The organism is Persicirhabdus sediminis (assembly GCF_016595495.1).
In the GTDB taxonomy this organism is placed as follows: Bacteria; Verrucomicrobiota; Verrucomicrobiia; order Verrucomicrobiales; family Akkermansiaceae; genus Persicirhabdus; species Persicirhabdus sediminis.
On sequence record NZ_JAENIM010000021.1, the window covers coordinates 212,297 to 238,274 of the forward strand.

The 25,978-nt window shown below is 50.1% G+C and carries 23 protein-coding genes; 11 read left to right on the forward strand and 12 right to left on the reverse strand.

Annotated elements, in window-relative coordinates:
* Positions 1 to 55 precede the first annotated feature (55 nt).
* Positions 56 to 607 carry a DUF6515 family protein gene (locus JIN82_RS04455; protein WP_200310438.1) on the reverse strand — a complete coding sequence of 184 codons (552 nt, stop codon included), beginning with the start codon at positions 605 to 607 and terminating at the stop codon, positions 56 to 58.
* A gap of 290 nt (positions 608 to 897) precedes the next feature.
* On the opposite strand from JIN82_RS04455, the gene JIN82_RS04460 reads away from it, so the two are divergent.
* The gene (locus JIN82_RS04460) at positions 898 to 1,170 is read left to right on the forward strand and encodes a hypothetical protein (RefSeq protein ID WP_200310439.1); all 273 of its coding nucleotides are present in this window, start codon (positions 898 to 900) and stop codon (positions 1,168 to 1,170) included.
* Between the two features lie 101 nt (positions 1,171 to 1,271).
* On the opposite strand, the gene JIN82_RS04465 is transcribed toward JIN82_RS04460, so the two are convergent.
* Positions 1,272 to 2,744, reverse strand: a complete 1,473-nt coding sequence (locus tag JIN82_RS04465; protein WP_200310440.1) for a PLP-dependent transferase — start codon at positions 2,742 to 2,744, stop codon at positions 1,272 to 1,274.
* Between the two features lie 474 nt (positions 2,745 to 3,218).
* Between JIN82_RS04465 and JIN82_RS04470 the strand changes: the two genes are divergently transcribed.
* The 8 genes from JIN82_RS04470 to JIN82_RS04505 are packed head-to-tail and all read left to right on the forward strand — an operon-like array spanning position 3,219 to position 14,584.
* Positions 3,219 to 5,909, forward strand: coding sequence for a hypothetical protein (locus JIN82_RS04470; RefSeq protein WP_200310441.1), 2,691 nt, complete (start codon positions 3,219 to 3,221; stop codon positions 5,907 to 5,909).
* Positions 5,906 to 6,664 carry a hypothetical protein gene (locus tag JIN82_RS04475; RefSeq protein ID WP_200310442.1) on the forward strand — a complete coding sequence of 253 codons (759 nt, stop codon included), beginning with the start codon at positions 5,906 to 5,908 and terminating at the stop codon, positions 6,662 to 6,664. Before JIN82_RS04470 ends, JIN82_RS04475 begins: the two co-directional genes overlap by 4 nt.
* The gene (locus JIN82_RS04480) at positions 6,664 to 7,653 is read left to right on the forward strand and encodes a prenyltransferase/squalene oxidase repeat-containing protein (protein WP_200310443.1); all 990 of its coding nucleotides are present in this window, start codon (positions 6,664 to 6,666) and stop codon (positions 7,651 to 7,653) included. The genes JIN82_RS04475 and JIN82_RS04480 overlap by 1 nt, the downstream gene beginning before the upstream one ends.
* Complete coding sequence (locus tag JIN82_RS04485; RefSeq protein WP_200310444.1) at positions 7,650 to 9,155, forward strand: hypothetical protein; 1,506 nt, start codon at positions 7,650 to 7,652, stop codon at positions 9,153 to 9,155. Before JIN82_RS04480 ends, JIN82_RS04485 begins: the two co-directional genes overlap by 4 nt.
* Positions 9,142 to 10,473: a hypothetical protein gene (locus tag JIN82_RS04490; protein ID WP_200310445.1), complete on the forward strand. Its 1,332-nt coding sequence runs from the start codon at positions 9,142 to 9,144 to the stop codon at positions 10,471 to 10,473. The genes JIN82_RS04485 and JIN82_RS04490 overlap by 14 nt, the downstream gene beginning before the upstream one ends.
* On the forward strand, positions 10,463 to 11,875 hold the full coding sequence (locus JIN82_RS04495) for a hypothetical protein (RefSeq protein WP_200310446.1): 1,413 nt from the start codon (positions 10,463 to 10,465) through the stop codon (positions 11,873 to 11,875). The genes JIN82_RS04490 and JIN82_RS04495 overlap by 11 nt, the downstream gene beginning before the upstream one ends.
* Before the next feature lie 35 nt (positions 11,876 to 11,910).
* Positions 11,911 to 13,824 (forward strand): selenocysteine-specific translation elongation factor, encoded by a 1,914-nt coding sequence (gene selB, locus JIN82_RS04500; RefSeq protein ID WP_200310447.1) that lies wholly within the window; start codon positions 11,911 to 11,913, stop codon positions 13,822 to 13,824.
* Positions 13,825 to 13,882: 58 nt separating this feature from the next.
* A complete protein-coding gene (locus JIN82_RS04505) occupies positions 13,883 to 14,584 on the forward strand; it encodes a hypothetical protein (RefSeq protein ID WP_200310448.1) in 702 nt (233 codons plus the stop codon).
* A gap of 94 nt (positions 14,585 to 14,678) precedes the next feature.
* On the opposite strand, the gene frr is transcribed toward JIN82_RS04505, so the two are convergent.
* Positions 14,679 to 15,245 (reverse strand): ribosome recycling factor, encoded by a 567-nt coding sequence (gene frr / locus JIN82_RS04510; protein WP_200310449.1) that lies wholly within the window; start codon positions 15,243 to 15,245, stop codon positions 14,679 to 14,681.
* Positions 15,246 to 15,273: 28 nt separating this feature from the next.
* Positions 15,274 to 16,005: a UMP kinase gene (gene pyrH, locus JIN82_RS04515; protein ID WP_200310450.1), complete on the reverse strand. Its 732-nt coding sequence runs from the start codon at positions 16,003 to 16,005 to the stop codon at positions 15,274 to 15,276.
* A gap of 145 nt (positions 16,006 to 16,150) precedes the next feature.
* On the opposite strand from pyrH, the gene JIN82_RS04520 reads away from it, so the two are divergent.
* Complete coding sequence (locus JIN82_RS04520) at positions 16,151 to 17,023, forward strand: MYG1 family protein (protein WP_200310451.1); 873 nt, start codon at positions 16,151 to 16,153, stop codon at positions 17,021 to 17,023.
* A gap of 4 nt (positions 17,024 to 17,027) precedes the next feature.
* A complete protein-coding gene (locus tag JIN82_RS04525) occupies positions 17,028 to 17,813 on the forward strand; it encodes a L,D-transpeptidase family protein (RefSeq protein ID WP_234041765.1) in 786 nt (261 codons plus the stop codon).
* On the opposite strand, the gene JIN82_RS04530 is transcribed toward JIN82_RS04525, so the two are convergent.
* From JIN82_RS04530 to JIN82_RS04565, 8 genes are all read right to left on the reverse strand, one after another.
* On the reverse strand, positions 17,797 to 18,495 hold the full coding sequence (locus JIN82_RS04530; protein WP_200310452.1) for a PDZ domain-containing protein: 699 nt from the start codon (positions 18,493 to 18,495) through the stop codon (positions 17,797 to 17,799). The genes JIN82_RS04525 and JIN82_RS04530 overlap by 17 nt on opposite strands.
* A gap of 84 nt (positions 18,496 to 18,579) precedes the next feature.
* Positions 18,580 to 19,164, reverse strand: a complete 585-nt coding sequence (locus JIN82_RS04535; protein WP_200310453.1) for a polysaccharide biosynthesis/export family protein — start codon at positions 19,162 to 19,164, stop codon at positions 18,580 to 18,582.
* A 62-nt stretch (positions 19,165 to 19,226) separates the two neighbouring features.
* The gene (locus JIN82_RS04540; RefSeq protein WP_200310454.1) at positions 19,227 to 21,389 is read right to left on the reverse strand and encodes a GumC family protein; all 2,163 of its coding nucleotides are present in this window, start codon (positions 21,387 to 21,389) and stop codon (positions 19,227 to 19,229) included.
* Positions 21,390 to 21,509: 120 nt separating this feature from the next.
* The gene (locus JIN82_RS04545; protein WP_200310455.1) at positions 21,510 to 22,754 is read right to left on the reverse strand and encodes a porin family protein; all 1,245 of its coding nucleotides are present in this window, start codon (positions 22,752 to 22,754) and stop codon (positions 21,510 to 21,512) included.
* A 41-nt stretch (positions 22,755 to 22,795) separates the two neighbouring features.
* A complete protein-coding gene (locus JIN82_RS04550) occupies positions 22,796 to 23,440 on the reverse strand; it encodes a hypothetical protein (RefSeq protein WP_200310456.1) in 645 nt (214 codons plus the stop codon).
* Between the two features lie 309 nt (positions 23,441 to 23,749).
* Positions 23,750 to 24,505, reverse strand: coding sequence for a Nif3-like dinuclear metal center hexameric protein (locus JIN82_RS04555; protein ID WP_200310457.1), 756 nt, complete (start codon positions 24,503 to 24,505; stop codon positions 23,750 to 23,752).
* Between the two features lie 24 nt (positions 24,506 to 24,529).
* Complete coding sequence (locus JIN82_RS04560) at positions 24,530 to 25,306, reverse strand: RluA family pseudouridine synthase (RefSeq protein ID WP_200310458.1); 777 nt, start codon at positions 25,304 to 25,306, stop codon at positions 24,530 to 24,532.
* Positions 25,307 to 25,978, reverse strand: a complete 672-nt coding sequence (locus JIN82_RS04565; protein ID WP_200310459.1) for an SDR family NAD(P)-dependent oxidoreductase — start codon at positions 25,976 to 25,978, stop codon at positions 25,307 to 25,309.

A 25,978-nucleotide genomic window follows, 5' to 3' on the forward strand; every position in this document is an offset into this window, starting at 1 on the left:
CTCCATTTTTGCTAGAAAACCTGATAGATTAACCATTCAGCCCGACACACTCAGACTACCTTCTGTAGTCAGATCTGTTCCTGTCATCCTGGCGATTTGATGAATAGCTAGATGACTTCTTAGTTGAAGACTTTGGCTTCGGAGCAGGTTTCGCTTTAGGTTTAGGAGCTGGCTTTGCTTTTGGCTTTGGCTGAGGCGCAGCTTTAGGTTTACTCACCTGACGATAACCTTTACCGGAGTCATGACGGTAATATTGGTTATTAGCCACCCAGTAATTGCTATTGTTCACGCGCACCTGCTTGGCGCCACGCGGTGGCGACTTCACATAGCTCGTGCGACTAGCTGGAGCTGAGTGATGCCTCACCCCGTAATGTTTACTTCCACGCGGTGGCGCGCAGGACACATAACCGCGGCTAGGATAGTAGCGGTAGTAGCTGCTGCCAGAATGCCAATACGACACCCCGCTGATCACCACACGGGTGTGGCCACGCGGCACCGAATGGCCTGCCGAAGCATAGACAGGAGCAGAAGTTTCGACGTAACAAGATGTAGTGAATAGGGCAATACAAAGAATGGGAACCAATTTAGTTAGTGTTTTCTTTATCATTTATTTAATTTCTCACTAGTTCGCCATCTTGGACTCACTAGTTATTTTTATATTCACTTTTTGACAGGTTATTTACCTGCAAGTGCGGAAATACAGCAGCTCGCACGTGGGCGAAATAAAAAAATCTCAGCCCAGCAAGAACCCACAGAAAACTAAAACGATCTGTTATTTTTCATTGCCCGACCACATCACCCTGCTAGAAAACTAACATAAAGCCACTCATCTCCCTGCTGAAAACCTTCAGCCTCATTTTAGCCGTCCTAGCGACTGGCTGGTTTGCGCTCAACTACATGACCATCACCGACCCATCCGCCGAGCAGGCAGCATTAGCCACTATAGAGAAATACCATGCCATCGACACCAGCCAGCTGGAACTGAGACAACTCGACCGCGGAACTGGCAACAACTTCGGCGAGTTTATTGTCTACGAAGTCAGCCAGACCACCAGCAATGGAGAAAAAATCGCGCGCGTCACCGTCAACAGCTTCCTATCACTCGGCTGGCAGCAAACCAGCTACTCGAATCTACAACACGACACAATCGACCAGCGCAATCAACCATAACCAGCCACCGTACACCTTCAGGGCGCAGCCCGAACCTTAGGCCGAAGGCCATACCTTCAGGGCGCAGCCCGAACCTTATGCCGCACTAGCAAAGCGCAGCGCTAAGAAACAGCATCCAGCGCTTGCTCGAGCTTTTCAATGATCCAGTTAGCATCTTCACAGCCCACTGAGATGCGGATGAGGTTACGGGAAACCCCACAGCCTTCTGCCCAGTCGAGCTCGTCGTAGTGAGCCAACATGGTGAATGGACACACCAGCGTGAAATCGGTGCCGAGGCTCGGCCCTTTAGTCAGCTGCAGCGCGTCGTAAAACTTCGCTGTTTTCTTGGCCTGTTTGAGCGTGAATGAAATCAGCCCACCAAAACCACCGCCTTCGCGCATGAGTTTTTCATACTCAGCTGCCGTGGTAAATTTAGGAAACATCACAGAATCAATAGCCGCGTGTTCCTGCAAGAAATCAGCTACCAACTCACCAGCTGTGTTCACCTTTGCCATGCGCTCAGAGAACCCTTCAGCATTAAATGACAGCACCGAGGCGTCGTCGCCATACAGGCGCACACCGCTTGGGCAGTCGATTTCAAAAAACTCTCTCAGCTCTGAGTAAAATGGTGATTCAGGCACTAAAGTCACCTGCCCCGCCATCACATCGCCTTTACCTGACACCCATTTGGTCAAGCTTGTGGTGATCACATCCGCGTAGCTCGTGACGTCGATGTTGTAGGCGCTAGCCACAGTATCATCAACAATCAGAGGGATGCCACCTTCGCGACAAGCCGCTGAGATTTTAGCGAGATCAACGGTGCGTAGCAGCGGATTGCTTGGCATTTCACAGAACACCGCAGCAAACTCACCCAGAGTCATGCGCTGCAGCGCTTCATCCAAACTCTCGCCAACGGCCTCATTGAGAAATACAACGCCTTGACCAAAATGCTGCTGCACCTTGAGCACGTCCACGTAGGGAAACTCAATTTGCAATGTTTTCTTGCTTGGCTGGCTGGCTGAAATCGTCCGGTAAACAGCATAAATCGCCGCCATGCCATTTTCGTAAAGGTAAACGTCCTCAGCTTGGTAACCACCAAGTCGCGCCATCTGGTGGCGAATCACCTGCGGTTCATCTGGCTGGGCGTCCTTGCCCTCGAGCACGTTTACAGCTTGGCGGCTGGAAATGATTTCGCCGGTAAAGCGCCAGTACTCCATCGCCAACTTAAGATTTTCTTCTGAAACCAACAGCGCGTGCATGCCCTCGTAGCTGACAATGCTAGTCGCCTCGCTGGTGCGCTTTTCTACATACCGCTGGGCTCTCTGAGCCGCCTCTTTGCGTGGAAATAATACCGCCTTCTGGCCCGGGCTCGCAAGAGCTGTAGTAGCCTCAGCAAACACTCGCTCAACAGCTGGGTGAATACAAAATCTAGGGTATCCACTGCGCAGCTTGCGCATCACTTTGTCGCGCCCTTCTTCATATCCCACAATGGAATCCCAAGTAGGCAGGCACACAGAACACGCATGGCGAGTATCTGGCAACGGTAGGCCAAGATCCTCTGCAGTCCAAGCGGGGGCTGTCTGTAAATCTCTCATCAGATGGCTGGGAAATAATAGCTTTCTACCAAAATGCAAGCTCGATATGCGCCAAGCAAACACGTTTTCATGTCTTAATCACTCATTTTGCTATGTCTAGCTAGCCCATGCAACCAAACACCGCCAGCAGCAAAAGGCACCGCTATGAGATTGGAAATCAGTGAGAAAAACCAGCAAAAAGATGTCAGGCATTTTTATATAACATAATCACATTCCCTTATAAATTAAGCCTTCTGGCTGATAATTGTCATTCAAAAATGGGTTTTTCTGGCTCACTTCGCCGCGGCCAAATGAATCGATAATCTGCACATTGCCAACCACCTCAGCTAGGCGACATCAGTTAATTACGGTTAGTTTGGTGAATTAACTGGGAAATTTCTCGCAGCAGGTCATGATCGTACCCTACGTTTTTCATAGAAAAGCACTGGCGGAATTTCGTATAACTGTAATCTTAAGGTTCAACATCTATTATCCATGCAGGATCCCAATCATCAGAATCACGAAGCACCTCTCCCTGAGGAGCTGCGTGCCCAACTGGAAAAATTCCGTAAACGTCTCTGGCACATCAAAGTAGCCGAGGCGGTACTTGCTGGTGTCTTTGGTTTACTCGCGTCATTTTTGCTAGTATTTGCACTCGACCGTCTCTTACCCACCTCGGGCACCTTGCGCCTGAGCATCTTGATTGGCGGCGTTTCTCTGTTCACCTTATTTGCGCCATTCTGGATTCACCGCTGGGTTTTTCGCCACCGCCGTGAAAACCAGATAGCCAAACTTATTGCTCAAAGTTTCCCCAGACTCGGTGACCGCCTACTCGGCGCCGTGGAACTGCAAGATCAGCACGAAGATAAAAACTCACTCTCACCCGCCCTGCGCCAGGCAGCGCTGCGTGCCGTCGCCCAGGAAGTCTCACACCGCGACCTCGAGCTAGCACTACCAGCCTCCAGCCACCGCAAGTGGTCACTAGTGGTTCTCGGTCTCTTTCTCATCACCTCATCGGTTCTGGTCTTCACCCCGCAGGCTAGCTTGAATTCACTCAAGCGCTGGCTGCTACCGCTCTCAGACACCGAGCGTTTCACCTATACCAACCTCGATTTATCCGAGCTGGGCACACCGCTGATGGTTCCCTACGGCGAGGCCTTCACCATCGAGGCGCCCTTGAAAAAAGAATCCGACGAGCCAGCTGTGGCGCGCGCTCAATACGGCAACCAAGAATGGATTGAAACCCCACTTGTTGGTGATGCCTATCATTTCAACTTTCCAGCTCAGCAGAGCCAAGATCGCATCCGCATCCACGTTGGCGACGCCCGCTACACGCTGCAAGCCGAGCCTATCATCCGCCCGGTCATCGAGCGTATCGAGGCTACGGTGAACTACCCAGAATACCTGCAACAAGCGCCACTCACCACCGACCTCAGAGCTGGATTCCTCACCGCGCTGGAAGGCAGCGAAGTAGAAATCCAAGCATTCATCAACCGCAACATCGCCACGGCCAGCGGGCAAATTATTCCGCTCACCGCAGAAGGCACCGGTGATGCCCAAGCACTCAAAGTTAGCATCTCACGCAACCAGCTGACCACTGAGAAAATTGCCATTGGCCAGCAGTCGCTACAGATCCCGCTCGACTGGGAAGACATCTACGGGCTCGCCACTGACCAGGCCATCAAAGTCCAGCTAGAAAGCAAACCTGACGCCGCTCCAGCTGCCTACCTCCAAGGGATCCAGCGCCAGCACGTCATGCTGGAAGAAGAGACCGTCAACTTCGAGATCGTCGGCGAAGATGATTTTGGCCTGAAAGCGTGCGGCATCATCTGGCAAGGTGAGTTCACCCGCCCGAGCCCAGAAACACCAGCTGCTGGTGAGCTGACGCTGAAAAAAGGATCGCCAACAGAAACAAACCTCAACCACGACTTCGCCTTCGCACCAATGACGCTGGATATCCTGCCGCAAAAACTCACCGTGCGTGCTTGGGCCCAAGATTACCACCCAGATCGCGAGCGCTCGTATTCCGCGCCCATCACCATCTACATCCTCTCAAAAACTGAACACGCACAAGTGCTCAAAGTCGAATACGACAAAGCCATCGGCGAGCTCGAAGAAGCACTGCGCCGTGAGCAAAACCAGCTAGATCAAAATAAGCGGCTGGAAAAACTCGACGCCGACGATCTGCAAACCGACGAGGCATTAGAAAAACTCAACCAGCAAAACCAAGCTGAAAAGGAAAGCATCGAGCGCCTCAAGAAACTAGATGAAAAGCTCGAGCAGCTATTCAAAGATGCCGTGCGCAATGGCGAAATCGAAAAAAGCACCCTGCGCAAAATGGCTGACGCCAAACAATCCATCGGTGAGCTAGCTGAAAAAGATTTGCCTGAGGTGCAGAAGAAACTCGAAGAATCCGAGCAGCGCAGCAATACCCCAGAAAAGGCCAAAGAGGACCTCAAGGAAGCCGTTGAAAAACAACAAGCTGCCGTGCAAAAGATGAATGAGGCACTGAAAAATGCCAACCAAGCCAACGAACAACTTGAAGCTGGCACATTTGTCAGCCGGCTGAAACGTGCCGCCTCACAAGAAGACGGCATCAGCGCCAGCTTCAAAGAGAATCTGCCAAAAATCATCGGCTTATCAATGGACGAGCTTGATCCAGTCGACTTCCGCACCATCAGCGAGCTGTTCCTTGAGCAAAAACAAACCGCCAACGACATCCGCTGGATCAAAGAAGATCTCGCACATTATTTTGCCCGCACGCAAAAAGACGAACACAAGCAGCTGGCTGAAAAAATGGAAAATGCCAGAATCACCGAAGCCATGGAGCGGCTCACTACCGCCACTCAGGCCAACGTCAGCTACCTGTCACTCAGCAATGCCAGCGCATGGGCCGATCAACTGCGCGATTGGGCAAAAACGCTCGATGGTAATTCTGGCGGCGGCGGCGGTGGTGGCGGAGGAGGTGGCGGCGGCGGCATGGCCGATCAAGACTTCGAGTTCATGCTGCGTGTCATGAAGATGATTCAGACTGAAACCGACATCCGCGCGCGCACTCGCGCCGCCGAGCAACTCAAGCGCACCATGGAAGAAAATCCAGCCAGTGAGCGCCCAGCGCCAGCTGAGCTGAAAGATGAACCCGGCACACCAGCTGAAAAAGACAACCAGTCACCAAGCACGATATGATTGCCCATAACTACAGAAGCTATAGAAGCATCTGCACATCGATCGCTATCATCGGTCTCGTCGCCACTGTGCCAGCCAACGCTGAGCTGGATACCGACGCGATGATAGAATCCGCTGGAGAATCAGCCGCTGCAAATAACGCGTATCGTATTTCTCGCAACCAAGACGAACTGGCGGCAGATGTGCAAGAACTCATCGACGAGCAGGCTAACGAAAAAATCATCGGCATGCTAGAAGAGCTTGAGGGGTTCATGGGCGAAGCCACTGACCGGCTGGAAAGCGATATCACCGACGGCGATACGCTAGCCATCCAGACACAAATCATCGAAAAAATCTTCGAAGCAGCCAAAGAGAAAAATAAACAAAACCAACAAGGCGAAGGTGAAGGCGAGGGCCAAGAAGGCGAGGGCGAAGGCCAACAAGGTCAAGGTCAAGGTCAAGGAGGCCAGAGCGACCAAGGCGGTATGGATTCCATGCTGCAGATGATGCAAAATATGATGGATGGCGGTAGCGACATTGGCGAGACCCAGAAAGAAGGTGGCAAAGGAGGCAAAGGTGAAAAACCTGGCCAAGGTGGCGGCGGTGAAAGTGAAGGAGACGCCCAAGGCCCAGCCAATGATGCGGACAACGAACTCAACCCAAGCGAGCGCACCGTGCCCAAGAATTCCGGTAAATCAGGCCAAAGCGTGCCGCGCGAATTTCGCCAAGCCATGGACGCATTCAACAAAGGAGCTACCAAACAAATTCAGCCTTAATGAAATCTCTCATCACCATTTTTCTCGCGCTCTGTCTTGTGGCCCAAAGCCAGCTAGACGCTCAATCGCTGCCGCGTCAGCAAAATGATCCAATTCCTGGCCAGCTGGAAGCAATGTACACCCGCGGGCTTCGATTCCTCTCTCAATCACAAAATGAAAATGGCGCATGGGGCGACCAATCGGGCTCTCGCCGCGGTGTCGTCGCACTCTGCACCATTGCCATGCTCGCCCACGGTGATGACCCAAATACCGGCCCCTACGCTGGGCAAATTAGCCGATGCATTGGCTTCTTGGTTGATGGGCAAAATTCCAACGGCTTCATCGGCCCGCAAATGTACGATCATGGATTTGCCACCCTCGCACTAGCTGAATGTTACGGCATGGTAGATGATCCCAGAATCGCGCCAGCGCTGAAAAATGCCGTCGACCTCATCCTCTCCGCGCAAAAACATAACTCCCTCGGCGGCTGGCGATATTCTCCAACAGACAAACACCCAGATACCACGGTAACGGGCTGCCAGATCGTAGCACTTATGGCAGCGAGAAATGCTGGCATTCCCGTACCTGATGCCGCACTGCAAAAAGCTATCGACTACATGAAAAGCTGCTGCGGCAGCAATGGCTCATTCGGCTACACCAGCAATGCTGGTGGTCGCGTCACTCTCACTGCTATCGGCAACCTTTGCCTATCGCTGACAAACCAAACTGAAAGCAACAAATTTAAAAAATCGCTAGAATACCTCAAAAAAGAGATCACCTATCAAGATAGCTCCTACCCATATTACTTCATGTACTACATGTCGCAGGCGCTCTTCCAGGCTGACGAAGAAACATGGCAAGTATGGAACGCAAACCACATCCGGCTACTCGCAGCCACCCAGCTGCCTGATGGATCGTGGGCCGGCAACCGCGGCAACGCCTACTCCACAGCAGGCGCCTTGCTTTCTCTAGCGCTCAACTATCGATTCCTCCCCATCTACGAAAAATGATTTTCCCCAATCACCATCTTAAAATCAGCCAAGCGCTCACCATCGCACTCAGTTCATTGGCCAGCTGCCTGCTCGTTCACGGCCAGAGCGACCTCTTGCGCTTTGCCAACAACGACCAGCTGCACGGCAAATACCAGTCGATTGACAGCCAGGGCCAAGTGGTATGGAAAAATGATCATGCCGAGCAGGCCATTGCCTTCAAACAAGATAAACTTCACCGCATTATTTTCAACAACGCCCAGCCAGCTGAATCCAGCCAGTACACTCAGTTTGTCGAGCTCAGCAATGGCGATATTTTGCCAGCCAAAGTAGAATCGTTAGATGCTAACTTCATCCAGCTAGATACCGACTACGCCGGCCACCTAAGCATTCCGCGCAATAAGCTAAAAAGCATCTACTCACACCCCTATCAAGGACGGCTGCTCTACTACGGGCCACTCAATGAAGATGGCTGGGTACAAGTCAGCTCACCTGAAGAGAATGGTGATGAGGAATTCGACGATGAAGAGCTGCCCGCAGAAGATCCCACCGACTGGACCCACCATGGCCTGTCTTGGTACTCCACCTCAGACAGCAACCAACATCTCGTTAGAGAAAATGCACTCACTGACCAATGCAGCCTGCGTTTTGAAGTCGAGTGGCGAGACCTCTTTTACCTCAACGTCGCGCTGTTTGCAGAAACGCCAAACCTTCACCTAGCAGATGAAGATGCCGCGGCTAGCGCCAAGAAAAAGCTCAGCACCATGCAAAAAATTGGCGAGGTCACCGGCCAATGTTATGTGCTCACACTCAGCCAGCACAATGCCAATTTGCTCAGACTGATTGAAGACGAAAAGGGTGAAATCACATCGCAAAAAATCAGCGACCGATCCAGCTCAGTGCGCGCTATGGCCAACAAAAAGATGGCCGTAGAAATCCGTATCAGCCGCCCTAACCGGCTACTCTTACTCTTCATCGACGGCCAGCTAATCAAACAATGGCCACTAGGTAGCGAAGTGCATACCAAGGGACTCAGCCTAGCACTGAGCAACGGTAACAATAACCACACACGCTCAAATATTTTCAAAATCTCCCAGCTCAGCATCAGCGAGTGGTCTGGCTATTTTGATAGCCCAGCCAGCATGGAAGTCTCCGACCAAGACCTCATCATGCTGCACAACGGCATCGATAGAATGGCTGGCAACTGCGAATCTATCAACAATGGTAAAGTCACCTTCTACGGGCCGTACGACTCACAACTCAGCGTACCACTCGATGAGGTTAAAGTCATCAATTTCGCCACCGAAAACATCAGCCAAGAAAGCGAAAACGACAACCAGGTCAGCCGCATATTCCTCGCTCCCTACGGGCGCATCTCTGGATCGTTAGTAAAATCTGACCACCAGCACCTCAACATCAAACACTCTCTGATAGGAAACGTCCCCATCTCCATTCATTTTGCCAGCACGCTAGATTTCTCAGCTAACCAATCATTACTCGACCTTTGGGATGACCGCTTCTAACCACATCATCAGACTTCTATCCTGTGCCTACGCAGGGCTGCTCTGTCTGCCTGCGTCAGCTGATACACTCACTCTGACCAGCGGCGATAAAATCACCGGCACCCTAACGGCTCTGAATGATGATTCATCACTCAGCATTAAAACGCCATTTGCCACCGAGCCTCTTACCATCGTAGGCGACAGCATAAAGAACATCGCCATCGACCAGCAGAGCCAAGCTCACCAACTGCACCACAACCGGCTGGTACTCATTAATGGCGACACCCTGCCATGCGACATCACCCACATCGACCAACAGGCGGTCCACATCAATACTTGGTATGCTGGTGAGTTTTCTATCAAACGCGAGCTCATTGATAGAATCATCGTTGGTGTCGACAATAACCAAATCATTCACTCAGGCATCGACGACGTCGCTAACTGGGAAAACAGCCAGTCTGGCCAATGGGAACTCGATGATGGACGCTACGTCAATGCCGACGGACGCGGAACCTTATCGCGCCAATTTGACCTACCGGAAAATTACATCCTGAAATTCAGAATCAGCTGGCAAGACGGCATCAGCATGCGCATGCGCTTTAGCTCAGTGCAAAGCTCCATTCAGACAAACAACGATAACGCCTATGAGTTAGTCTACAATGATGCCGGGCTGCGTCTTTCTAGCATCTCAAAAGAACATGGCTTCAGCACATTGCTAGAGCTGGCAGAAGCCGCGCCAGATAACCTTCCAGCTAACCACATGGATGTCGAACTTCGTGTCAACCAAAGCACGGGAGCCATCTCACTCTACCTCGAGGACGAACACATCGAAGATTGTACCAGCGCACTACCGGCACCACTGGGAAAGTATATCAGCTTTGCTAACAACAAAAGCAGCAGCCAGCTAAATATCGAATCAATCTCCATAGAAGCGTGGAACGGAACCAGCCGCCCAGAGCAAACCAGCAAGATCACCGATCGCTCTCAAGATGTTCTTGTCGATGACATTGGCAATGTTATCCGCTGTAATTTTGATGCTCTCATCACTGAGAATAAAAAAACCAAACTCACCTTCATCCAACCTAACGAGCAGACCAAAGTAAAGGCGCCGATGGAAAAAATCAGTGCGCTCTTCTTCAAACAAGATGACCAAGCCAACGCGCCATCTCCGCCAACTAGCATGCAAGCTGAGCTCAGTGGCCACGGGCATATCAAACTGTCAGCCAGCTCACTCAATGACGGCACACTCTTGACTACTCACCCACTGCTCGGCCCCTGCAAAATCAATCTATCTGCCGTCACCTCACTATCTAACCCAAGCAAAGCTGATGCCCAATAAATTCATCCAATACATCATTTTGGGAATCGCCCTAGCCAACTTAGCTCACCCAGCAAAGGCAAGGGCGGAGGAAAATGAAGCGCCTGCTGACAAACCTATCAGCAAGCTCTATTTCAAAGGGCGCGATTCTCTAGATGCGAGTCTGAAAAACAGCACCGACGAGCAATCACTTGCTATAGAATCACCTCATCTAAAGCTGCCAGCTAACATTCTCAAATCTGAACTCATCGGCATGAGTTCCACTGGACCAGCTAGTGATCGTCAGATCCCCAACAATATTGCCCGAGTCGTATGTAAACCAAGGTTCCTTGAGCAACAAGGTGATGTCCTGCAAGGTGAATTGATCGGCCTATCAGCCAGCGAAATTGTACTCAAAACCTGGTACGCTGGTGAGGTCACCATCCAGCGAAGCATGGTCGACTCCTTAGACATTCTCAACAAAGGAAATGGCTCGTATTACGGCCCCAACAAACTCAGCGAGTGGGTAAACTCTAGCCCAAAGTCATGGACATTCTCCAATGGCACACTCATCTCTAACGAAGCAGCTCACATCGGCCAAGACATTGGCCTCAGGGATAAAGCTTATATCTCATTCATGATGGAGTGGACCAATAGCCCAAGCCTAGAAGTTCACCTGTATGCTAATGAGATCAATACTAACCACCCGAGCCACAGTTATGTCATCTCCATCATGAGCAGCCAAGTGCGGCTTCAGGTCAAAGGAGGCAAAGCAAATAACGCCCACATGACCTCATTCCTGAAATGGGATAATCCTAATACCCAAGGTAAGAAAGCGCACATAGAGATCTACGCTAACAAAGAAAATGGCGACTTCACCGTAGTCATCGATGGCAAACGTGTTGGCATGCTGCGCTCCAACAACCCAAACCTAGCGAAAGCTAAAAAAGGCCTCATCTTTGCCTCATCTGATAGCAAACCGATGCGTGTCAGCAACATCAATGTTAGACCGTGGAATGGCATGGAAAAATCAGCCATTAACGAACTGATTACACCGCCAACATTTGAGCAAGATGAAGAAACCGCGCCTCACCAGATCAAACTCCGCAATGGCGATTCCATCCGCGGTTCGGTCGTCGCAGTGAAAGATGGTTTCATCTCATTGAAAACTCAGTTTGCAGAGATCGAAGTTCCAGCTGACCGCGTATCATCCATTGAGTTTGATTCACAAGCTGACGCGCCGATTTGGCAAGCTAACGACTTACGCGCATGGTTCCATGAAGGTGGCTTTATCACCATGCGTTTTGACCGCCTCGAAGATGGAAAAATCATTGGTTACAGCCAGAGCTACGGCGAACTAACTATTGACATCGAAGCCTTCTCTCATATCCATTTCCAAGTCGACAATCAGTCATTAGATCCACTGCATTCTAGAATCAGGTAATGCTCAGTGGGGCCTAATCATCTTTCACTATCAGCATGGATAAACATTTTATTCTGGGGACCGCTGGCCATATTGACCACGGTAAATCCAGCCTCATTCAATCGCTAACAGGAACTAACCCGGACCGCCTCCCAGAGGAAAAGTCACGCGGTGTCACTATCGAGTTAGGGTTTGCCCATGCCGAGCTAAGCGACGCTAAGCACAGCTACCAACTAGGCATTGTCGACGTGCCCGGCCACGCTGATTTTGTCAATAACATGGTAGCTGGAGTCAGTGCGCTAGATTTGGTGGTATTTTGTGTCGCGGCTGATGATGGCTGGATGCCACAGTCAGAAGAGCACTTGCAGATACTTCAATACCTCGGCATCAACGAGGTCATCATCGCCCTCACCAAATGTGACATCTGCTCAGATATAGAATTTGCCACTGAGCTGGTACGCGAAGAAATCGCAGGTAGCGGTATCGCCGAAGCCCAAATCATCCCTATATCCGCCCACACTGGCGATGGGCTGGACGAGCTCAAGCTGGCCATCATTAAAAATCTAGCCAAACGTGATTCCGCTAGATCTGATCTTCCAGCCAAACTCGCGGTCGACCGCGTTTTTTCTCCTCGTGGAGTCGGCACTGTGGTTACGGGCACATTAGTTGGCGGCCCTATCCAGCTAGGTGAGTCACTCATCTGCCTGCCTAGCAAGCTGAGCTGCAGCGTGCGCAACATCCAAAACCATAACAGCACTAGCGAGGTGGCGGTACCGGGATCTCGTACTGCGCTAAATTTACCCGATCTATCCATCGCCGCTAACGGCAAAGCTGGCGTGCATAAAGGTGACTACATTTGCGCGACAGGCATTGGAAAACTGAGCGATACGCTGGACGTTTTCCTGAGCAGAGATGCTAGACCTATTGGCAAACTCGCACCGCGCACACTCAAACATACCGAGAAGGTGATGTTACATCACGGTGCTCATCGCGTTTGGGCTAGAGTTATCCTGCATGGCACTAACGAGCTGCAAATGGGCGAGCAGACATACGCACAACTGCGGCTCGACGAAGCTCACTTCTTTCAGCTGAATGAACATGCTATTCTTCGCGATGGCGCGCAGAGCCAAACGCTAGCTGGCGTGGTTGTTCTCGACCCGCTTGCCGAGCGCGCGCAGTTCCGCAGCGCTGATAGACTGACAAGGCTCGAAGCTAGATGGCTAGACCAACTCAGCCCAGAGTCGGTATTGCAGACCGAGCTGGAACGGACAAAAGTTCTCGCCGAAGATCGTTTACTCACTAATCACCAATTCTCCGATGCGGAGCTAACGCGTGCCGTCAACCGACTGAAGCACCAAAACGTGGTGAACTCTCAGCTAGGGCATTTGGTTCTAGCAGAGTGGTGGCTGCCAACTATTAACAAAGCCAAACAGCTGGTGCTTGATTGGCACAATAACCATCCAGAACAAACCGCGATGCCAAGTGGTGAGTGGGAAAAACAGCTAGAGCTCAATGAGGATAGACAAGTTCAGCTGGTACTCGCGACCTTATGCGCTGATGGATTTAAAAAGACAGACAAAGGAATCGCCAGCAATAATCACCTGACAGAAATTCCAGCTGAGCTAGAATCGTTAGCTGAACAAATTTACCAAACGATCACGCAAGCCAAACTGCTCCCGCCAGCAAAAACTGAGCTACTAACGACTCCGCAACACCAGCAGGTTTACCATTTCCTCATCAGAAGCGGCAGGCTGCTAGAACTGGATGGCGGCATCCTCATGACCGCTGAGCAAGTGGAACAATGCATCGCGCAGGTGAAAGCATTCATCCTCAGCCACGGCCAAGCAACTGCTAGTGAGCTGCGCCAGGAGTTGGCGACCAACCGCAAGTTGATCATGCCATTTTTAGAAATGTTGGACGCTGAGAAGATTACACTCCGTGACGGCAACTTCCGCACTCTGATCGCTTAAACGGACTAGGAAAAAATCTCACTGGATTTTTTCTCCAGCGTGATTAGCTTTAATCACTATGTGGCGTATCAGCTTCATCATTCTAATTTTTTCCAGCTCGTTTCTCTTCGCGCAAAGCCGTTCCTTGCTCGATGACGATCCCGAGGTCATTTACTTGGACCAACATATCGACCGCAAAATCGAGCTGATTGTAGCTGAGGATGCCAACGTCTTTGCCACCAAAACAGCCAACCGCCATCTCGGTGTTTTTGCCAAAGGCACCAAGGTTGAGTTGTTAGCTATGACTGACAAAGCCTATCGCGTCAGAGGTCAGGCGAAGCATGCTGGTGTCGCTGGCTGGGTATCGCCAAAATTAATGGCCTCCACAGATAAGGACTTCATTGAGAATCTAAAGAAACTCTACGAGCGCCAGATGATCGTGACCGCCCTGATTAATAATAAAGAGGTCGCCATTGGCATGACGCTGGACGAAGTCTCTCAGTCCTTAGGAGAACCAACCAAGAAGAGCATGCGGCAGACGAAGGATGGGGTCACAGGCAGCTGGGAGTTCATTCAGCTAGAGGAGAAAAAACATTATCGCGCCGTCAGAGATATTAGATCGGGGCAAGTGTATCAACAGCTCTCGCACACAACAGTGGAAGAAAAAGGCAAAATTGTTGTCGAGTTTGAAGGTGATGTGGTCACCGCGCTCGAAGAGAGCGAAAACAATTCAGGAGGTCGCATCAAAATTATCACACCGCCCATTGTTTGGGGCTGGTGAGCCGTTAGCATGGCGACGCTTGGCGACGCTTGGCGACGAAAAAGCCCCTAGCTGAATCCAGCTAGAGGCTTTTTAAATTTAATTGTCTCAGCAATTAGACGGTCATTACTTCTTCCTCTTTCAGAGCGAAGATGCGATCGATTTCTTTAATCGCTGCGTTAGTGAGTTCCTGAACTTGGTTCTCGAAATCACGCTGGCCATCTTCAGTGAGGGCATTTTCGTTTTTCATCTTCTTCGCTTTGTCCATGCCATCTTTACGGCATGCACGAACGCGAACGCGTGCGTCTTCTGCGAGACCTTTGACCATCTTCACCATATCGCGGCGGCGCTCTTCTGAGAGTTCCGGTACTGGCAGGCGCAAGCTACGACCTTCGTTAGATGGGTTGATGCCAACGTTGCTTTCGATGATCGCTTTTTCGATATCTTTAACGGTGCTAGGATCGAATGGCTGAACCATGAGCATGCGTGGTTCAGGCACAGTGATCACAGCGAGAGCTTTGAGCTTTGATTTGGTTCCGTAGCTCGCCACGTGAACGTCTAAGTTCTCGATCAGAGCTGGTGATGCTTTGCCTGTACGAACACCAGAAAACTCTGTGCCCATGTACTCAACGGCTTTGTTCATCGCGTCTTCTACTTCTTTGATGACTGTAGTTGGTTCCATAATTAGATTAGTTTTTAGAAATTGAAATTTACTCTACGACGGTTCCGATATTCTCGCCGCCGAGAGCCTTAGTGATATTTCCATTTTTGCCCAGATCAAAAACGACGATAGGAATGTGGTTGTCCATGCACAGGCTGAAAGCAGTCGAGTCCATGACTTTAAGCTCCTCGCGAATACATGTTTGATAGTCGATGGTATCGTAGCGGACCGCATCCGGGTTTTTCTTAGGATCGCTGTCGTACACGCCATCTACCATGGTCGCTTTCATGACCACGTCTGCCCCCATTTCGCTGGCTCGCAGCGCGGCAGTCGTATCAGTTGAGAAGAATGGGTTGCCTGTTCCAGCGGCGAAGATCACTACTGTACCAGCTGCTAGATGACGAGATGCCTTACGGCGCACAAATGGCTCGGCTACATTGCGCATTTCAATGGCGGATTGAACCACACATTCAACACCTTCAGCTTCGAGCGCACCCTGCAGTGCCAGAGCATTCATCACGGTAGCCATCATGCCAACGTAGTCAGCTGTTGGACGGTCCATACCGCGAGCGCTGGCGCTGGCACCACGCCAGAAGTTACCACCACCGACAACGACGCCGATTTCTACATCACCGGCATCCTTGGCTGCTCTGATTTCGCTAGCAATTCGCTCGACGATTTCTGGGGAAATATTATCCTGGCTGCCAACTTCTCTTAAGGCTTCACCACTGAGTTTTAAAATAACGCGTTTATAGACGGGAGATGATTCTGATTGGCTCATAGGACAAGGTTTGTTGGCGTTAAGAAAACCAATTTTGAGTGCTAATGGAAAGCCAAATTGTCATGATTTGACGATTCACTTTATTCTCTGCTGATAGATTGCAGATTACCCGCAGCAAGATAAGTTGACGTCCACGCCAGTCGCCATGAATATAAAACAAATTGTTACCCATCCAGGAGGTGCCCATAAAGATGAATTTATCGCCTGTAGCCTGCTCGTTTCACTTTACAATGTGCCCATTTATCGTCGTGAACCCAGCGCTGAGGATCTGGCTGACAAAGAAACTTGTGTGGTAGACATTGGCGGCGAACACTCACCGGAAAATCGCAATTTTGACCATCACCAATTCCCGCGCGACTATCCACCGTGTTGTTCTATTTCTCTCATCCTTCAGCACCTCGGTGTATATGATGATGCTAAGGCATTTTGCGATTGGTTAGAGCCAGCTGAGTGGTTTGATACACGCGGCCCGGGGGTGACAGCCAAGTGGTTAGGAGTCGAACGTGATGCCATGGCAAAACTGAATTCACCAATCGATATCACCCTGCTACGTCGCTTTGCCAAACATGATGAACTAGCAGCTGGAAATCCAATTTACGAAGTGATGAAGATGGTAGGCGAAGACATGCTAGACTACGTGCAAAACCTTCGCCAGAAGCTAGATTACATTGAATCTCACTGTGAGCACTGGGAGATTCCAGCTGGCAATGAGACGATCAAAGCGATCTTTTTGCCGCGCACTGAACCACTTGCCGACGAACCATCTATGGGGCTGGGCCGCTACATCCTCAGTCGCCAGCTGGAAAATGAAGTTGCCGCGATCATCTATCCAGACCGCCGAGCTGGAGGTTATGGTGTCGCCCGCTTCAATGATCACCCGCAGATGGACTTTAATGCGATCAGCGATGAAGAGGATGTTCACTTTGTACATAACAGTGGATTCCTAGCAAAAACCAGCGCGACCGATCCTCAGCGTCTGCAAGGATTTGTAAAATCTGCCTGGAGCCCACTAAGTTAATCTAATGAGACCGTTTGACCAGCTCACTTGGGTAAAAGGATTACTAGCCGTTAGCCTAATCGGCTCACTAGGCATACTTGCCTGTAAGGCGGCTAAACCTAACGAATCGTCAGACATTTCTTCTGACGACCCCGAGCGAGCTGCGAAAGCGATGGAGAAAGTCTCCAAATACATGCCTAGCCAGCTGGAGGTGAAAGGGCTGGCTATCGGCGATCCAGTCTACATCCGAATTTTCAAAAAGGAACGCCAGCTGGAACTCTGGATGAAGGGCGCAGACAAATCTTCCTATCAGCTGGCAAAAACCTACTCGGTAGCCGCCATGTCAGGAGAGATCGGCCCCAAGCTGAAGGAGGGTGATTTCCAAGCACCTGAGGGTTTCTACGCCACTAACAAAGGATTACTCCATCCCCTCAGCCGTTACCATTTAGCTTTCAACATTGGCTACCCTAACGCCTACGATCGCGCTCATGAACGCACTGGATCGTTCATCATGGTTCATGGGGGGCGCGTCTCGGCGGGCTGCTTTGCCATGACTGATCCAATGATTGAGGAGATCTACTCGCTCTGCGCCGCGGCTCTAGCTGGAGGCCAAAACGAGGTGCCTGTGCATTGTTTTCCATTTCGTATGGATGCTGAGCAAATGGAATCTTTTGCCAGCCACTCAGAGATTCAATTTTGGCAGTCGCTCAAACCAGCATACGACCAATTTGAAAGTGAGAAAAACCCGCCGCAGATCGACCTTGTCGACCGCAGCTATGTGGTAGCCAACTCAACTAAGGTTGAAGATTAGCCTGCTTTGCTTGTTGCTCTTTCAGCCAGTTTTTGAAGTAGGCTTCCTTGAGGTGCTGGACGTCTTCAAATTTGATCCGACTCTGCCGCTTAAGCTCTTCAGGCCAGCGGCCTAGCTCTAGGGTAAGCTTTATTTCTTTGTCGCCACGCAGCACCTTCAAAGTCACCTCGTCGCCCTCAAACATATCCGCTACTCGTTGCCCAAATTGGCCAGTTGGCGCCACTTGGTCGTGAAATTTCTGACCATTAAGCTCGAAGATTTTGTCATCCAGCTGAAGCCCACCGCGGAAAGCTGGACCATCTGGCATCAGCGACCTAACAAGCACGCAGTTATAGGGGACATCCATCTGCCCCTTTCGAATATCATTCATGGTGATCCCCACGTACCCACGCTCACGCGGAAATCGCTGGAAGATAACTAACTCTTTGAGCAAGCCAAACAGGCGCCTCTTCGCCTCTGGGGATTCTTCCTTGGCATATCCTTGATAGATCAGCGGGAGCGATTCATCCAACGTCGCCTTCCCCCATTGCCTGAGCTGCTCAGTCGCCTGATCTCGTTTGGCATAACTTTCATTACTAAGCTGATCGATCCAAATTTGTGGTTCCTCAGCCTGCGCATGCGAGGCTGTGAAGATCGCTAGGATTACGGTGAAGAAGAACCATCTCATGTAGGCATTATTCATTTTGGTGACGAATTTAGCAACTGGGGATTTACGAAAAAGGCCCAGCTGGAATTCCAGCTGAGCCTATAAAGGATTTCGGCGGGATTAATTACCCAGCCAGTCTTTCTGAGGAATGTTGATATTGTCTCCCTCGTAGATTTTCAGCCCTTTGTGAGCGGTTTTACGCAGATCGTAAACGTAGCGTTTATTTTTGCGGAACAGCTCAACACGCTGGATGGAACCAAAGGCAGTCTCACCCCCAGCCGCCGTCACCGCCTCATACAAGGTCATACCACGAAGATATGGAACTGGCCCAGGGCGCTTAACATGACCACCAACCGTGACCACTTTGCGGTCAATTAATGATTCTTCCTTGTTCTTATTGGAAATCACAGTGATGCGCGGGTTGGTGTAAACCTCTGCATTTTTGTATGCCGCCTCGATAGATCTAGACAGCGAGGACGAAGTACGCCCGCTGGCCTTAATGCCACCTTCTAAAAGTGGCAGGTAAAGCAGACCATCCGTGCTCACGACATATTGCCCCGTGATACGAGTTTGCTCGCCACCAGGTACCCCGCGGATAGAGATATTCAGCATCTCGCCCGTAGAGATCGTGTCCGCCATTGCGGTCAATGACATCACCATTGACAACATCATGGTGAGTAGGGATTTGAAACTTATCATTTTCATAGCTTTCATAAATAGGCTGCGAACTCGTCTTTCACCACGATCTCGCAGCCATGGTTTGGTTATTAATAAAGGTCTTCGTCGTTACTTGCTGGAGCTTGTGCAGCTGGTCGGCTAGCTGAAGCAGCTGGCTTCTTCACCGTGCCACCATCAGGCAAGACTTCCTCGCCAGTCGTTGGCGCATAGTAAGTATAATAACTCGTATAATACTGGTACTGGCTATCACTGCGTACGTCAACATTGTTGAGCACTACACCAATCACTTGACCACCTACATTTTCAACCGCTTGCTTCACTCGCATGAGCATCTGTCTAGGCAGTTTACGGTGCTGAACAACAATCATAGTGAGGTCAACTTCACTGGCCAAAACGGACGCGTCAGAAACACCTAGGATTGGAGGTGAATCGACCAAAACAAGGTCAAAGCGCTGCTTCACATCTAGGATGAGCTCAGACATGCGGCGTGAGTTCAAAATACCAGCTGCATCCGCTGGCAACACACCTGACGGCATGAAGTACAGGTTATCAATTGGTGTTTGCAGAATGACATCCTCAAGTAAGAGATCCGTAGTCAGGTAGTTCGTAAGACCTACTGAGTTATTGATATCAAAGAATGTATGTAGGCGTGGACGACGCAAATCAGCATCAATCATCAATGTGGTATAACCACCCTGCGCACAGATATACGCGAGGTTGACCATGGTAGTTGATTTACCTTCACCAGCCCCACCAGAAACCACGGTGATTGAGTTGTCCTCTGGGTTCTTACGGTTGAACTCGATGTTCGTTCGTAGAATTCGATATGCCTCCGCATCAGGGCTCATGCCACCTTGCTTATGCAGCACACCAACATCTTTTGGTACAACAGCAAGAACTGGCACGTTGAGATATCTTTCAACATCTTCCAAGCTCTTCACTGAGGTATCTAGGAATTCTAGGAAGAAGGCAATGCCCACACCGAAGATGAGACCAACCACGGCACCTAAGCCAAGGTTAAGCACGACATTCGGGCTTACTGGTGACATCCCTTCCACTGGTCGTTCGTGAATGGTGATAGTATTCGGCGGAACCATGAGAGAGGCCTTTTCATTCTCCACCTTCAGCTCTAGCTCGTTACGGAACTCAAGCGCACTCTTATATTCACGGCGAGCATTGTTAAACTCTTGAACTTCACGAGCACGGATACGTTCATCCTGCCCCTGTGAATCCACTACAGATTTCATCTTATTGACTCGCCCTTCTATCAGAGTCAAACGGTGCTGAAGAAGCTCACGAACCCCACTCGTTCTTGATTCCAAATCTTTTTTCAATTCAGAAATATTACGCTCAAGCATACGCACTTCTGGGTGCTTCGCTCCCAAGCCTGATGCCTTCAATGACTCTAATGAGCGTTTCGATGACATATATTCATCATAAACGCCCTTCATCCCTGTATCCGGCAAATCGGATACAAATTTAATCAATTGCTCATCTTCTAAACTGAGCAATTGGGTAATCTGAAAGCTCAGTTCTTCCTTTTCACGCTCAACTTCATAAAGCTGAGTTTGAGCCAAATCAATGAGGTTGGCCTGGCCGCGGATATTACTGCCGCCACGCTCGTCCTCAATATAAACCACCCCAACTCGGTCTGCAATGTTCATCAAGTTACTGCGTAACTCCTGCACACGATCTTTACGTGACTGCAACTGTTTATCCAGTGAATTGATGGTTGATACACGTTGCTCTTTTTCACGTGCCTCACGACCAGCTTCGTAAGCATCTACAACCGCCTGTGCGATAATTTTAGCCTCCGCCTTATTTTTATAGCGCACGGAGATTTCAATCAGGTCAGTTCCGCGGCGCTGACGGGTATCGATGATACTTCTCAGCTGGAGCAAAGTCTCAGCCTGACTTTTACTCCACTTATTATCTAAAGCAATCAACTCAATCGCTCTACTCAAATTTTCGTTGGCAACAATGACCTCAAACTGAGTATTAAAGAACTGCCTTGTCATTTGCGGGCCAGAAACTTCGCGAACGCGCGAAGAAACATTACTGTAATTAATTGGGCGTACTTCCACTAGCGCCTTACTTTCATACTTCTCAGGCATCACCTGCGTGATCACAGCTGCCGTTAAGAAGACCAGAAGGAAGGTTAGCAAAATGACGCCATATCGGTTTTTGAGCACTTGCCAATAATCAATGGCATGAAGCGACACCTCGCTCTGGTTGGGATTAGGATCTTGCATAGACTTTGTATTAATAACGCTAGTAGGTTCTGAGGACTAAAGCCATTTTTGTAAAACAAAAAAGCTGCCGCAGTGTAAGACACCGCGGCAGCAAATACGTTCGGAATTTTCGACAGAAAATTAGAAGTCTACACGTGCACCGATTTGAACACGGTTACGTGAGTAGTCACGACTTGAAATATCGTCGGAAATTGAGTTGGTGTAGTTATATGAACCAGTTAATGACCAAGCATCATTGATCGCGTATGCAAAACCAATGTTCAAGTTGTACAGAGAAACGTCCGTATTCGGGCCTGCAGTTCCATTACTTCTCACACCATCTGAATAGTCAGTGTAGATGATATTTGCTCCTGCAAACAAAGTAAGTTGAGGAGAAACGATATAATCACCTGTGATACCAAAACGGAATGTTTCGTTAGTATCATAAGCAACAAGTCCTACGCCATCAATACCCTGTGTTGTATCCCAATCTTCGTAGCCGTAGCGAGCAAACAAACGATATCCGAACTGCTCATTAACTTGACTACGCAGCGCAAGGTCAATATATGGAGAAGTTCCGTCTGAGCCATTATCAGTATCACGAATCTGTGCACCGATGTTACCGGCAAATACAGTATTTGGGCTGAAACGATGTTCAACACCTACAGTTAAATAGTGACTGGTGCTATCACCAAGGACATCTCTATCTGTCTGACCATAGCGGTAACCTGCAGTCCAAACGGTCTGAGGCGTTGCACGGTAGCGTAACTGAAGGTATGCTTCCCATGTTGTTCGATCATTCGCAGAAGCTGAATTTTGGTAATCAGCACCATAGATTGCAAAACCTGCATAGGTACCAAAACGCTCAGTCCACTGATAACCAATTGAGTTATCGGTACGGTAGTAGAGGTACTGCTCAAGAGAACGGTCAGATGACATGCCGTAAGCGTAATCTGGCTCCATCTCATAGGAGACATAGTTACGTGAAGACAAACGAAGTCGCTCACTCACGCGGTGGGTGATATTGAAACCTAAACGCGCTTCACCAAAGAGATCTTCGGTGTCAGTGCCATTGCTTGTCACGATAGGATCGAAATAGTAAATACCACCGATTTGTCCGTAAACATCCCATGTAGTCTGTGGAGTCACACTCACAAAAGTAGCTCCTACATAAGCGCTGAGGTAACCAGCTGATTGCTCGTGACCTGGACCAGATGTGATTGTTGGAGTTACATTGTCGTCATAACCAACGTTTGCAGTCGCATACCACTTCACTGGTGAGCTTTCCTGCGCATCGTCGTTTGGAGCAAGGTCATAAAGACCCTGCGCTGACGCCACTCCCATTGAAGCAATCGCGATTGCTCCAGCAAAAATAGTTTTTTTCATAGCTTGTATTAATAATGTATTCGTTAAAAAAATTTACAATCCTAGGTCTCGTCAGAGCCAAAACCTTGGCTACCACCGCCATTATTAGGGGCGTCAGGAGATGCCGCCGGAGGAGTCACTACAGGTGGTTGACCGACAGGCACACCTGCAGGAAGAAGAGGAGAACCACCCGGACCACCGATTGTTGGACCTACTGGGTTAAAGTCGTTACCACCATTTGGGAAATCAAGTGGGTTGCTTGATGCTGGTTTAGCGATTGGCTCTTTAGCACCTTTGGCACTTTTCTCGCCACCTTTTGAGCTATAACCGGACTCACCACTATTTGCAGCAAACTTAACGTAAACTGCCTGAACTTCAGCCAGAGCATCAGGAGCAACAGCAACAGAACACTGAGCAATGATACGAGCTTTGTCTGGGGCTGCTGTCATCGCAGTAGATGCGATAGCTGCAACGAGTTCTTTTTCAGCTTCAGTAGCAATAATAGCAGCCTTAACGATCTCGCATGCGCAAGACTCATTAGCGGAAACTGTTTTGGCTACGACTTCAAGCAAATCACCTGGAGAGTCAGCCACAGCCTTTTTGACTGTATTTGCAACGCTGACGCAATCAGCTGCCTGTGCTGGGGCCACTGCTGTCACAGCAGCAAGCGCAGCTGAGAAGAGCGCGAATTTTGTGGTTTTTTTCATAAGATTTATTTCTGTTTAAGCGACTTTAGTTGTCATCCGCTGTGGTTTAACCCTCGTGATATCAACCAAAATCAATGATTTTCCGAACGATTCCCTCATTAAAAAGGTGACCGATACATTACTTTCTAACCTTGCTTGGGGGATCCCAACAAGCAAAATCTCATTTTTTTTATAATTTATTTGAACGTTTTTGAACACCCCATGTCGTAACTAAATATCGTTTAAGTTTTTGCCTAGGTTTTCAATAAATCCAAATCGAACGAAAGTTTAACCTTAATGCCATCCTACCGCAACCTTTTTCATAACAAGCTATAGTCCAGTAGGATGAATAATGGCCTCTTTAGCTAGTTTGAATTTCCCGGATAACACCTCACTCAGCGCATTCACGCCAAATGTTTCCGTTGCGTAATGGCCAGCGTAAAACAAATTCACGCCGAGTTCTTCAGCCAATGGATAAGTCCAATGCTGCCCTTCACCTGTGATATAAGTTTGAATACCAGCGTCTGCCATAGCTTGAACTTCTGAGCCAGCGCCACCAGTAATTAAACCGACCATACCAACTTTCTCGGGGCCAGCTGGGCAGACGTGGACCGGCCCACCGACTGCCTTTTCTAGGCGAGCTCGCAGCTCGTCACGGCTGATTTCCATATTTTGTTTCAATCCTAGCTGGATCCCTTTCCATGGAAAATACGGTTGCGCATCAGACATGCCTATCTCACGGGCAAGACAGGCATTGTTGCCAAAAAGCGGATGAACATCCAACGGGATGTGCGCGCTGTAAACCGCCATATCATTATCCATCGCCAGCTTGATTTTTTTATAATTAGCCCCCGTGAGCATCTGCGCGCCCTGCCAGAACATACCGTGATGCACGATCAATAAATCCGCACCAGCTGCCACTGCCTTTTCAAAAACCGGCAACGACGCATCCACTGCAGTCGCCACTTTATTTACTTCGCCAGAATTTGCCAGCTGCAGCCCATTCATCGCGCCAGAATAATCAGGAACCTCACTCAGATTGAGCTCCTCATTCATCCAGCGCACCAAATCATCTAATCTTGCCATGCCGCCATCCTAGCCACCCACGCATCACTGCCCATGCAAAAATGCCTGTAAATCTGCCGTTAATGGGCAAACCCACTCCAGCTGGTGATCATCCAGCTGCACGCTCATTTTTTCACAATGCAGAGCCTGTCGTGGTAAAATTAGCTGGCTCGCCAAATCTGCCGACCAACCAAAATCGACATATTCTTGGTACAATACCGGGCTTGGACCGTAAATTTTATCCCCCACAATAGGATAACCAACATGCGCCAAATGCACACGAATCTGATGCGTCCGCCCCGTTTTTGGAAACACACGCACCAGCGAAAATTTCCCATCAGCACGCTCAAAGCGATCCACTACCTCCAGCTGAGTCGTCGACTCACGACCAGCTGGATGCACCATGCGCTGGATATACACATCCGACTCCTCCACCTCGCCCCTACGGACAATTGGCGCATCCACAGCGAGCTCATCCCACTCAGGCCAGCCAACCACCATCGCCAGATATTGTTTAGAAAATAACCGTCGCTCCATAGCGCGGCCAAAATACCTAGCCGATGATTTATTCTTCGCCATCAACACCACACCACTGGTTTCGCGGTCCAGCCGGTTGATGATGCTCAGTTTCAAATTTCCCGTGATCGCCTCGTAGCGCAGCAGCTCCTCCACACCACCCAGCAGCGTCAACGCCGACCTCTGGCCAGTTGGATGCACCAGCAATGGCGCCGGCTTGCCCAGCACAATCCAGTCATCGCATTCATCGATGACAGAAAAATCCTCCACCACCGCCAGCTCCGGTCTGTATTTTCGCTCCTCCATCTAGCTCATCACCCTGCCGTCGAGGTTAAATATCTGCCCAGACGTCCGCGCCATCTCCAGATGCAGGAAGCGGATAAACTTAGCCGCATCAGCCGCATCGCTCACCCCGCCCATCACATGCCCGTGCTCTACACGTTCGCGCGCCGCGCCAGCCACATGCGCCGTCATTTTCGATGGCAAAAACCCCGGCATCACCACATTCACGCGGATACCGCGTCCGCCCACCTCCGCAGCTAGAGATTTAGCAAATCCATGCAACCCCGCCTTTGCCGCCGCATAATTCACCTGTCCAGCTGGTGGCTTCACCGCGGAAAAACTCGAAATCAAAACCACATGCCCACTGCGCCGCTTCACCATGCCGCGCAGCACCGCCTGCGCACAGCGCATCGCCCCAGCCAAATTCACATCCATCACCTCATCCCAGCTGGCTTCAGACATCTTCAGCAAAAGCCCATCGCGCACCAGCCCCGCATTACAAACCAACAAATCCACCCCACCATCATTCTCCAGCTGGCGGAAATAATCAGCCACCGAGCTGCCATCCGCCACATCCAGCTGAGCGCGCCCAGGAGCCAAAACCTCCAGCCCACAGCCAGCTAGCTCAGCCACAATCGCCTGCGCCAGCTCACCCTGACCGCCCGTCACCACGGCTCGTTGTTGATTTTCTTCCAT

Excerpts from the sequence above, each read along its gene's own strand:
- JIN82_RS04560 (WP_200310458.1), bottom strand. The coding sequence starts at position 25,306 with ATGGAGGAGCGAAAATACAGACCGGAGCTGGCGGTGGTGGAGGATTTT.
- JIN82_RS04520 (WP_200310451.1), top strand. The coding sequence starts at position 16,151 with ATGAATATAAAACAAATTGTTACCCATCCAGGAGGTGCCCATAAAGAT.
- JIN82_RS04550 (WP_200310456.1), bottom strand. The coding sequence starts at position 23,440 with ATGAAAAAAACCACAAAATTCGCGCTCTTCTCAGCTGCGCTTGCTGCT.
- JIN82_RS04525 (WP_234041765.1), top strand. The coding sequence starts at position 17,028 with ATGAGACCGTTTGACCAGCTCACTTGGGTAAAAGGATTACTAGCCGTT.
- JIN82_RS04535 (WP_200310453.1), bottom strand. The coding sequence starts at position 19,164 with ATGAAAATGATAAGTTTCAAATCCCTACTCACCATGATGTTGTCAATG.
- JIN82_RS04565 (WP_200310459.1), bottom strand. The coding sequence starts at position 25,978 with ATGGAAGAAAATCAACAACGAGCCGTGGTGACGGGCGGTCAGGGTGAG.
- JIN82_RS04540 (WP_200310454.1), bottom strand. The coding sequence starts at position 21,389 with ATGCAAGATCCTAATCCCAACCAGAGCGAGGTGTCGCTTCATGCCATT.
- JIN82_RS04495 (WP_200310446.1), top strand. The coding sequence starts at position 10,463 with ATGCCCAATAAATTCATCCAATACATCATTTTGGGAATCGCCCTAGCC.
- frr (WP_200310449.1), bottom strand. The coding sequence starts at position 15,245 with ATGGAACCAACTACAGTCATCAAAGAAGTAGAAGACGCGATGAACAAA.
- JIN82_RS04460 (WP_200310439.1), top strand. The coding sequence starts at position 898 with ATGACCATCACCGACCCATCCGCCGAGCAGGCAGCATTAGCCACTATA.
- JIN82_RS04485 (WP_200310444.1), top strand. The coding sequence starts at position 7,650 with ATGATTTTCCCCAATCACCATCTTAAAATCAGCCAAGCGCTCACCATC.
- pyrH (WP_200310450.1), bottom strand. The coding sequence starts at position 16,005 with ATGAGCCAATCAGAATCATCTCCCGTCTATAAACGCGTTATTTTAAAA.
- JIN82_RS04470 (WP_200310441.1), top strand. The coding sequence starts at position 3,219 with ATGCAGGATCCCAATCATCAGAATCACGAAGCACCTCTCCCTGAGGAG.
- JIN82_RS04530 (WP_200310452.1), bottom strand. The coding sequence starts at position 18,495 with ATGAATAATGCCTACATGAGATGGTTCTTCTTCACCGTAATCCTAGCG.
- JIN82_RS04465 (WP_200310440.1), bottom strand. The coding sequence starts at position 2,744 with ATGAGAGATTTACAGACAGCCCCCGCTTGGACTGCAGAGGATCTTGGC.
- JIN82_RS04490 (WP_200310445.1), top strand. The coding sequence starts at position 9,142 with ATGACCGCTTCTAACCACATCATCAGACTTCTATCCTGTGCCTACGCA.
- JIN82_RS04545 (WP_200310455.1), bottom strand. The coding sequence starts at position 22,754 with ATGAAAAAAACTATTTTTGCTGGAGCAATCGCGATTGCTTCAATGGGA.
- selB (WP_200310447.1), top strand. The coding sequence starts at position 11,911 with ATGGATAAACATTTTATTCTGGGGACCGCTGGCCATATTGACCACGGT.
- JIN82_RS04480 (WP_200310443.1), top strand. The coding sequence starts at position 6,664 with ATGAAATCTCTCATCACCATTTTTCTCGCGCTCTGTCTTGTGGCCCAA.
- JIN82_RS04455 (WP_200310438.1), bottom strand. The coding sequence starts at position 607 with ATGATAAAGAAAACACTAACTAAATTGGTTCCCATTCTTTGTATTGCC.
- JIN82_RS04475 (WP_200310442.1), top strand. The coding sequence starts at position 5,906 with ATGATTGCCCATAACTACAGAAGCTATAGAAGCATCTGCACATCGATC.
- JIN82_RS04505 (WP_200310448.1), top strand. The coding sequence starts at position 13,883 with ATGTGGCGTATCAGCTTCATCATTCTAATTTTTTCCAGCTCGTTTCTC.
- JIN82_RS04555 (WP_200310457.1), bottom strand. The coding sequence starts at position 24,505 with ATGGCAAGATTAGATGATTTGGTGCGCTGGATGAATGAGGAGCTCAAT.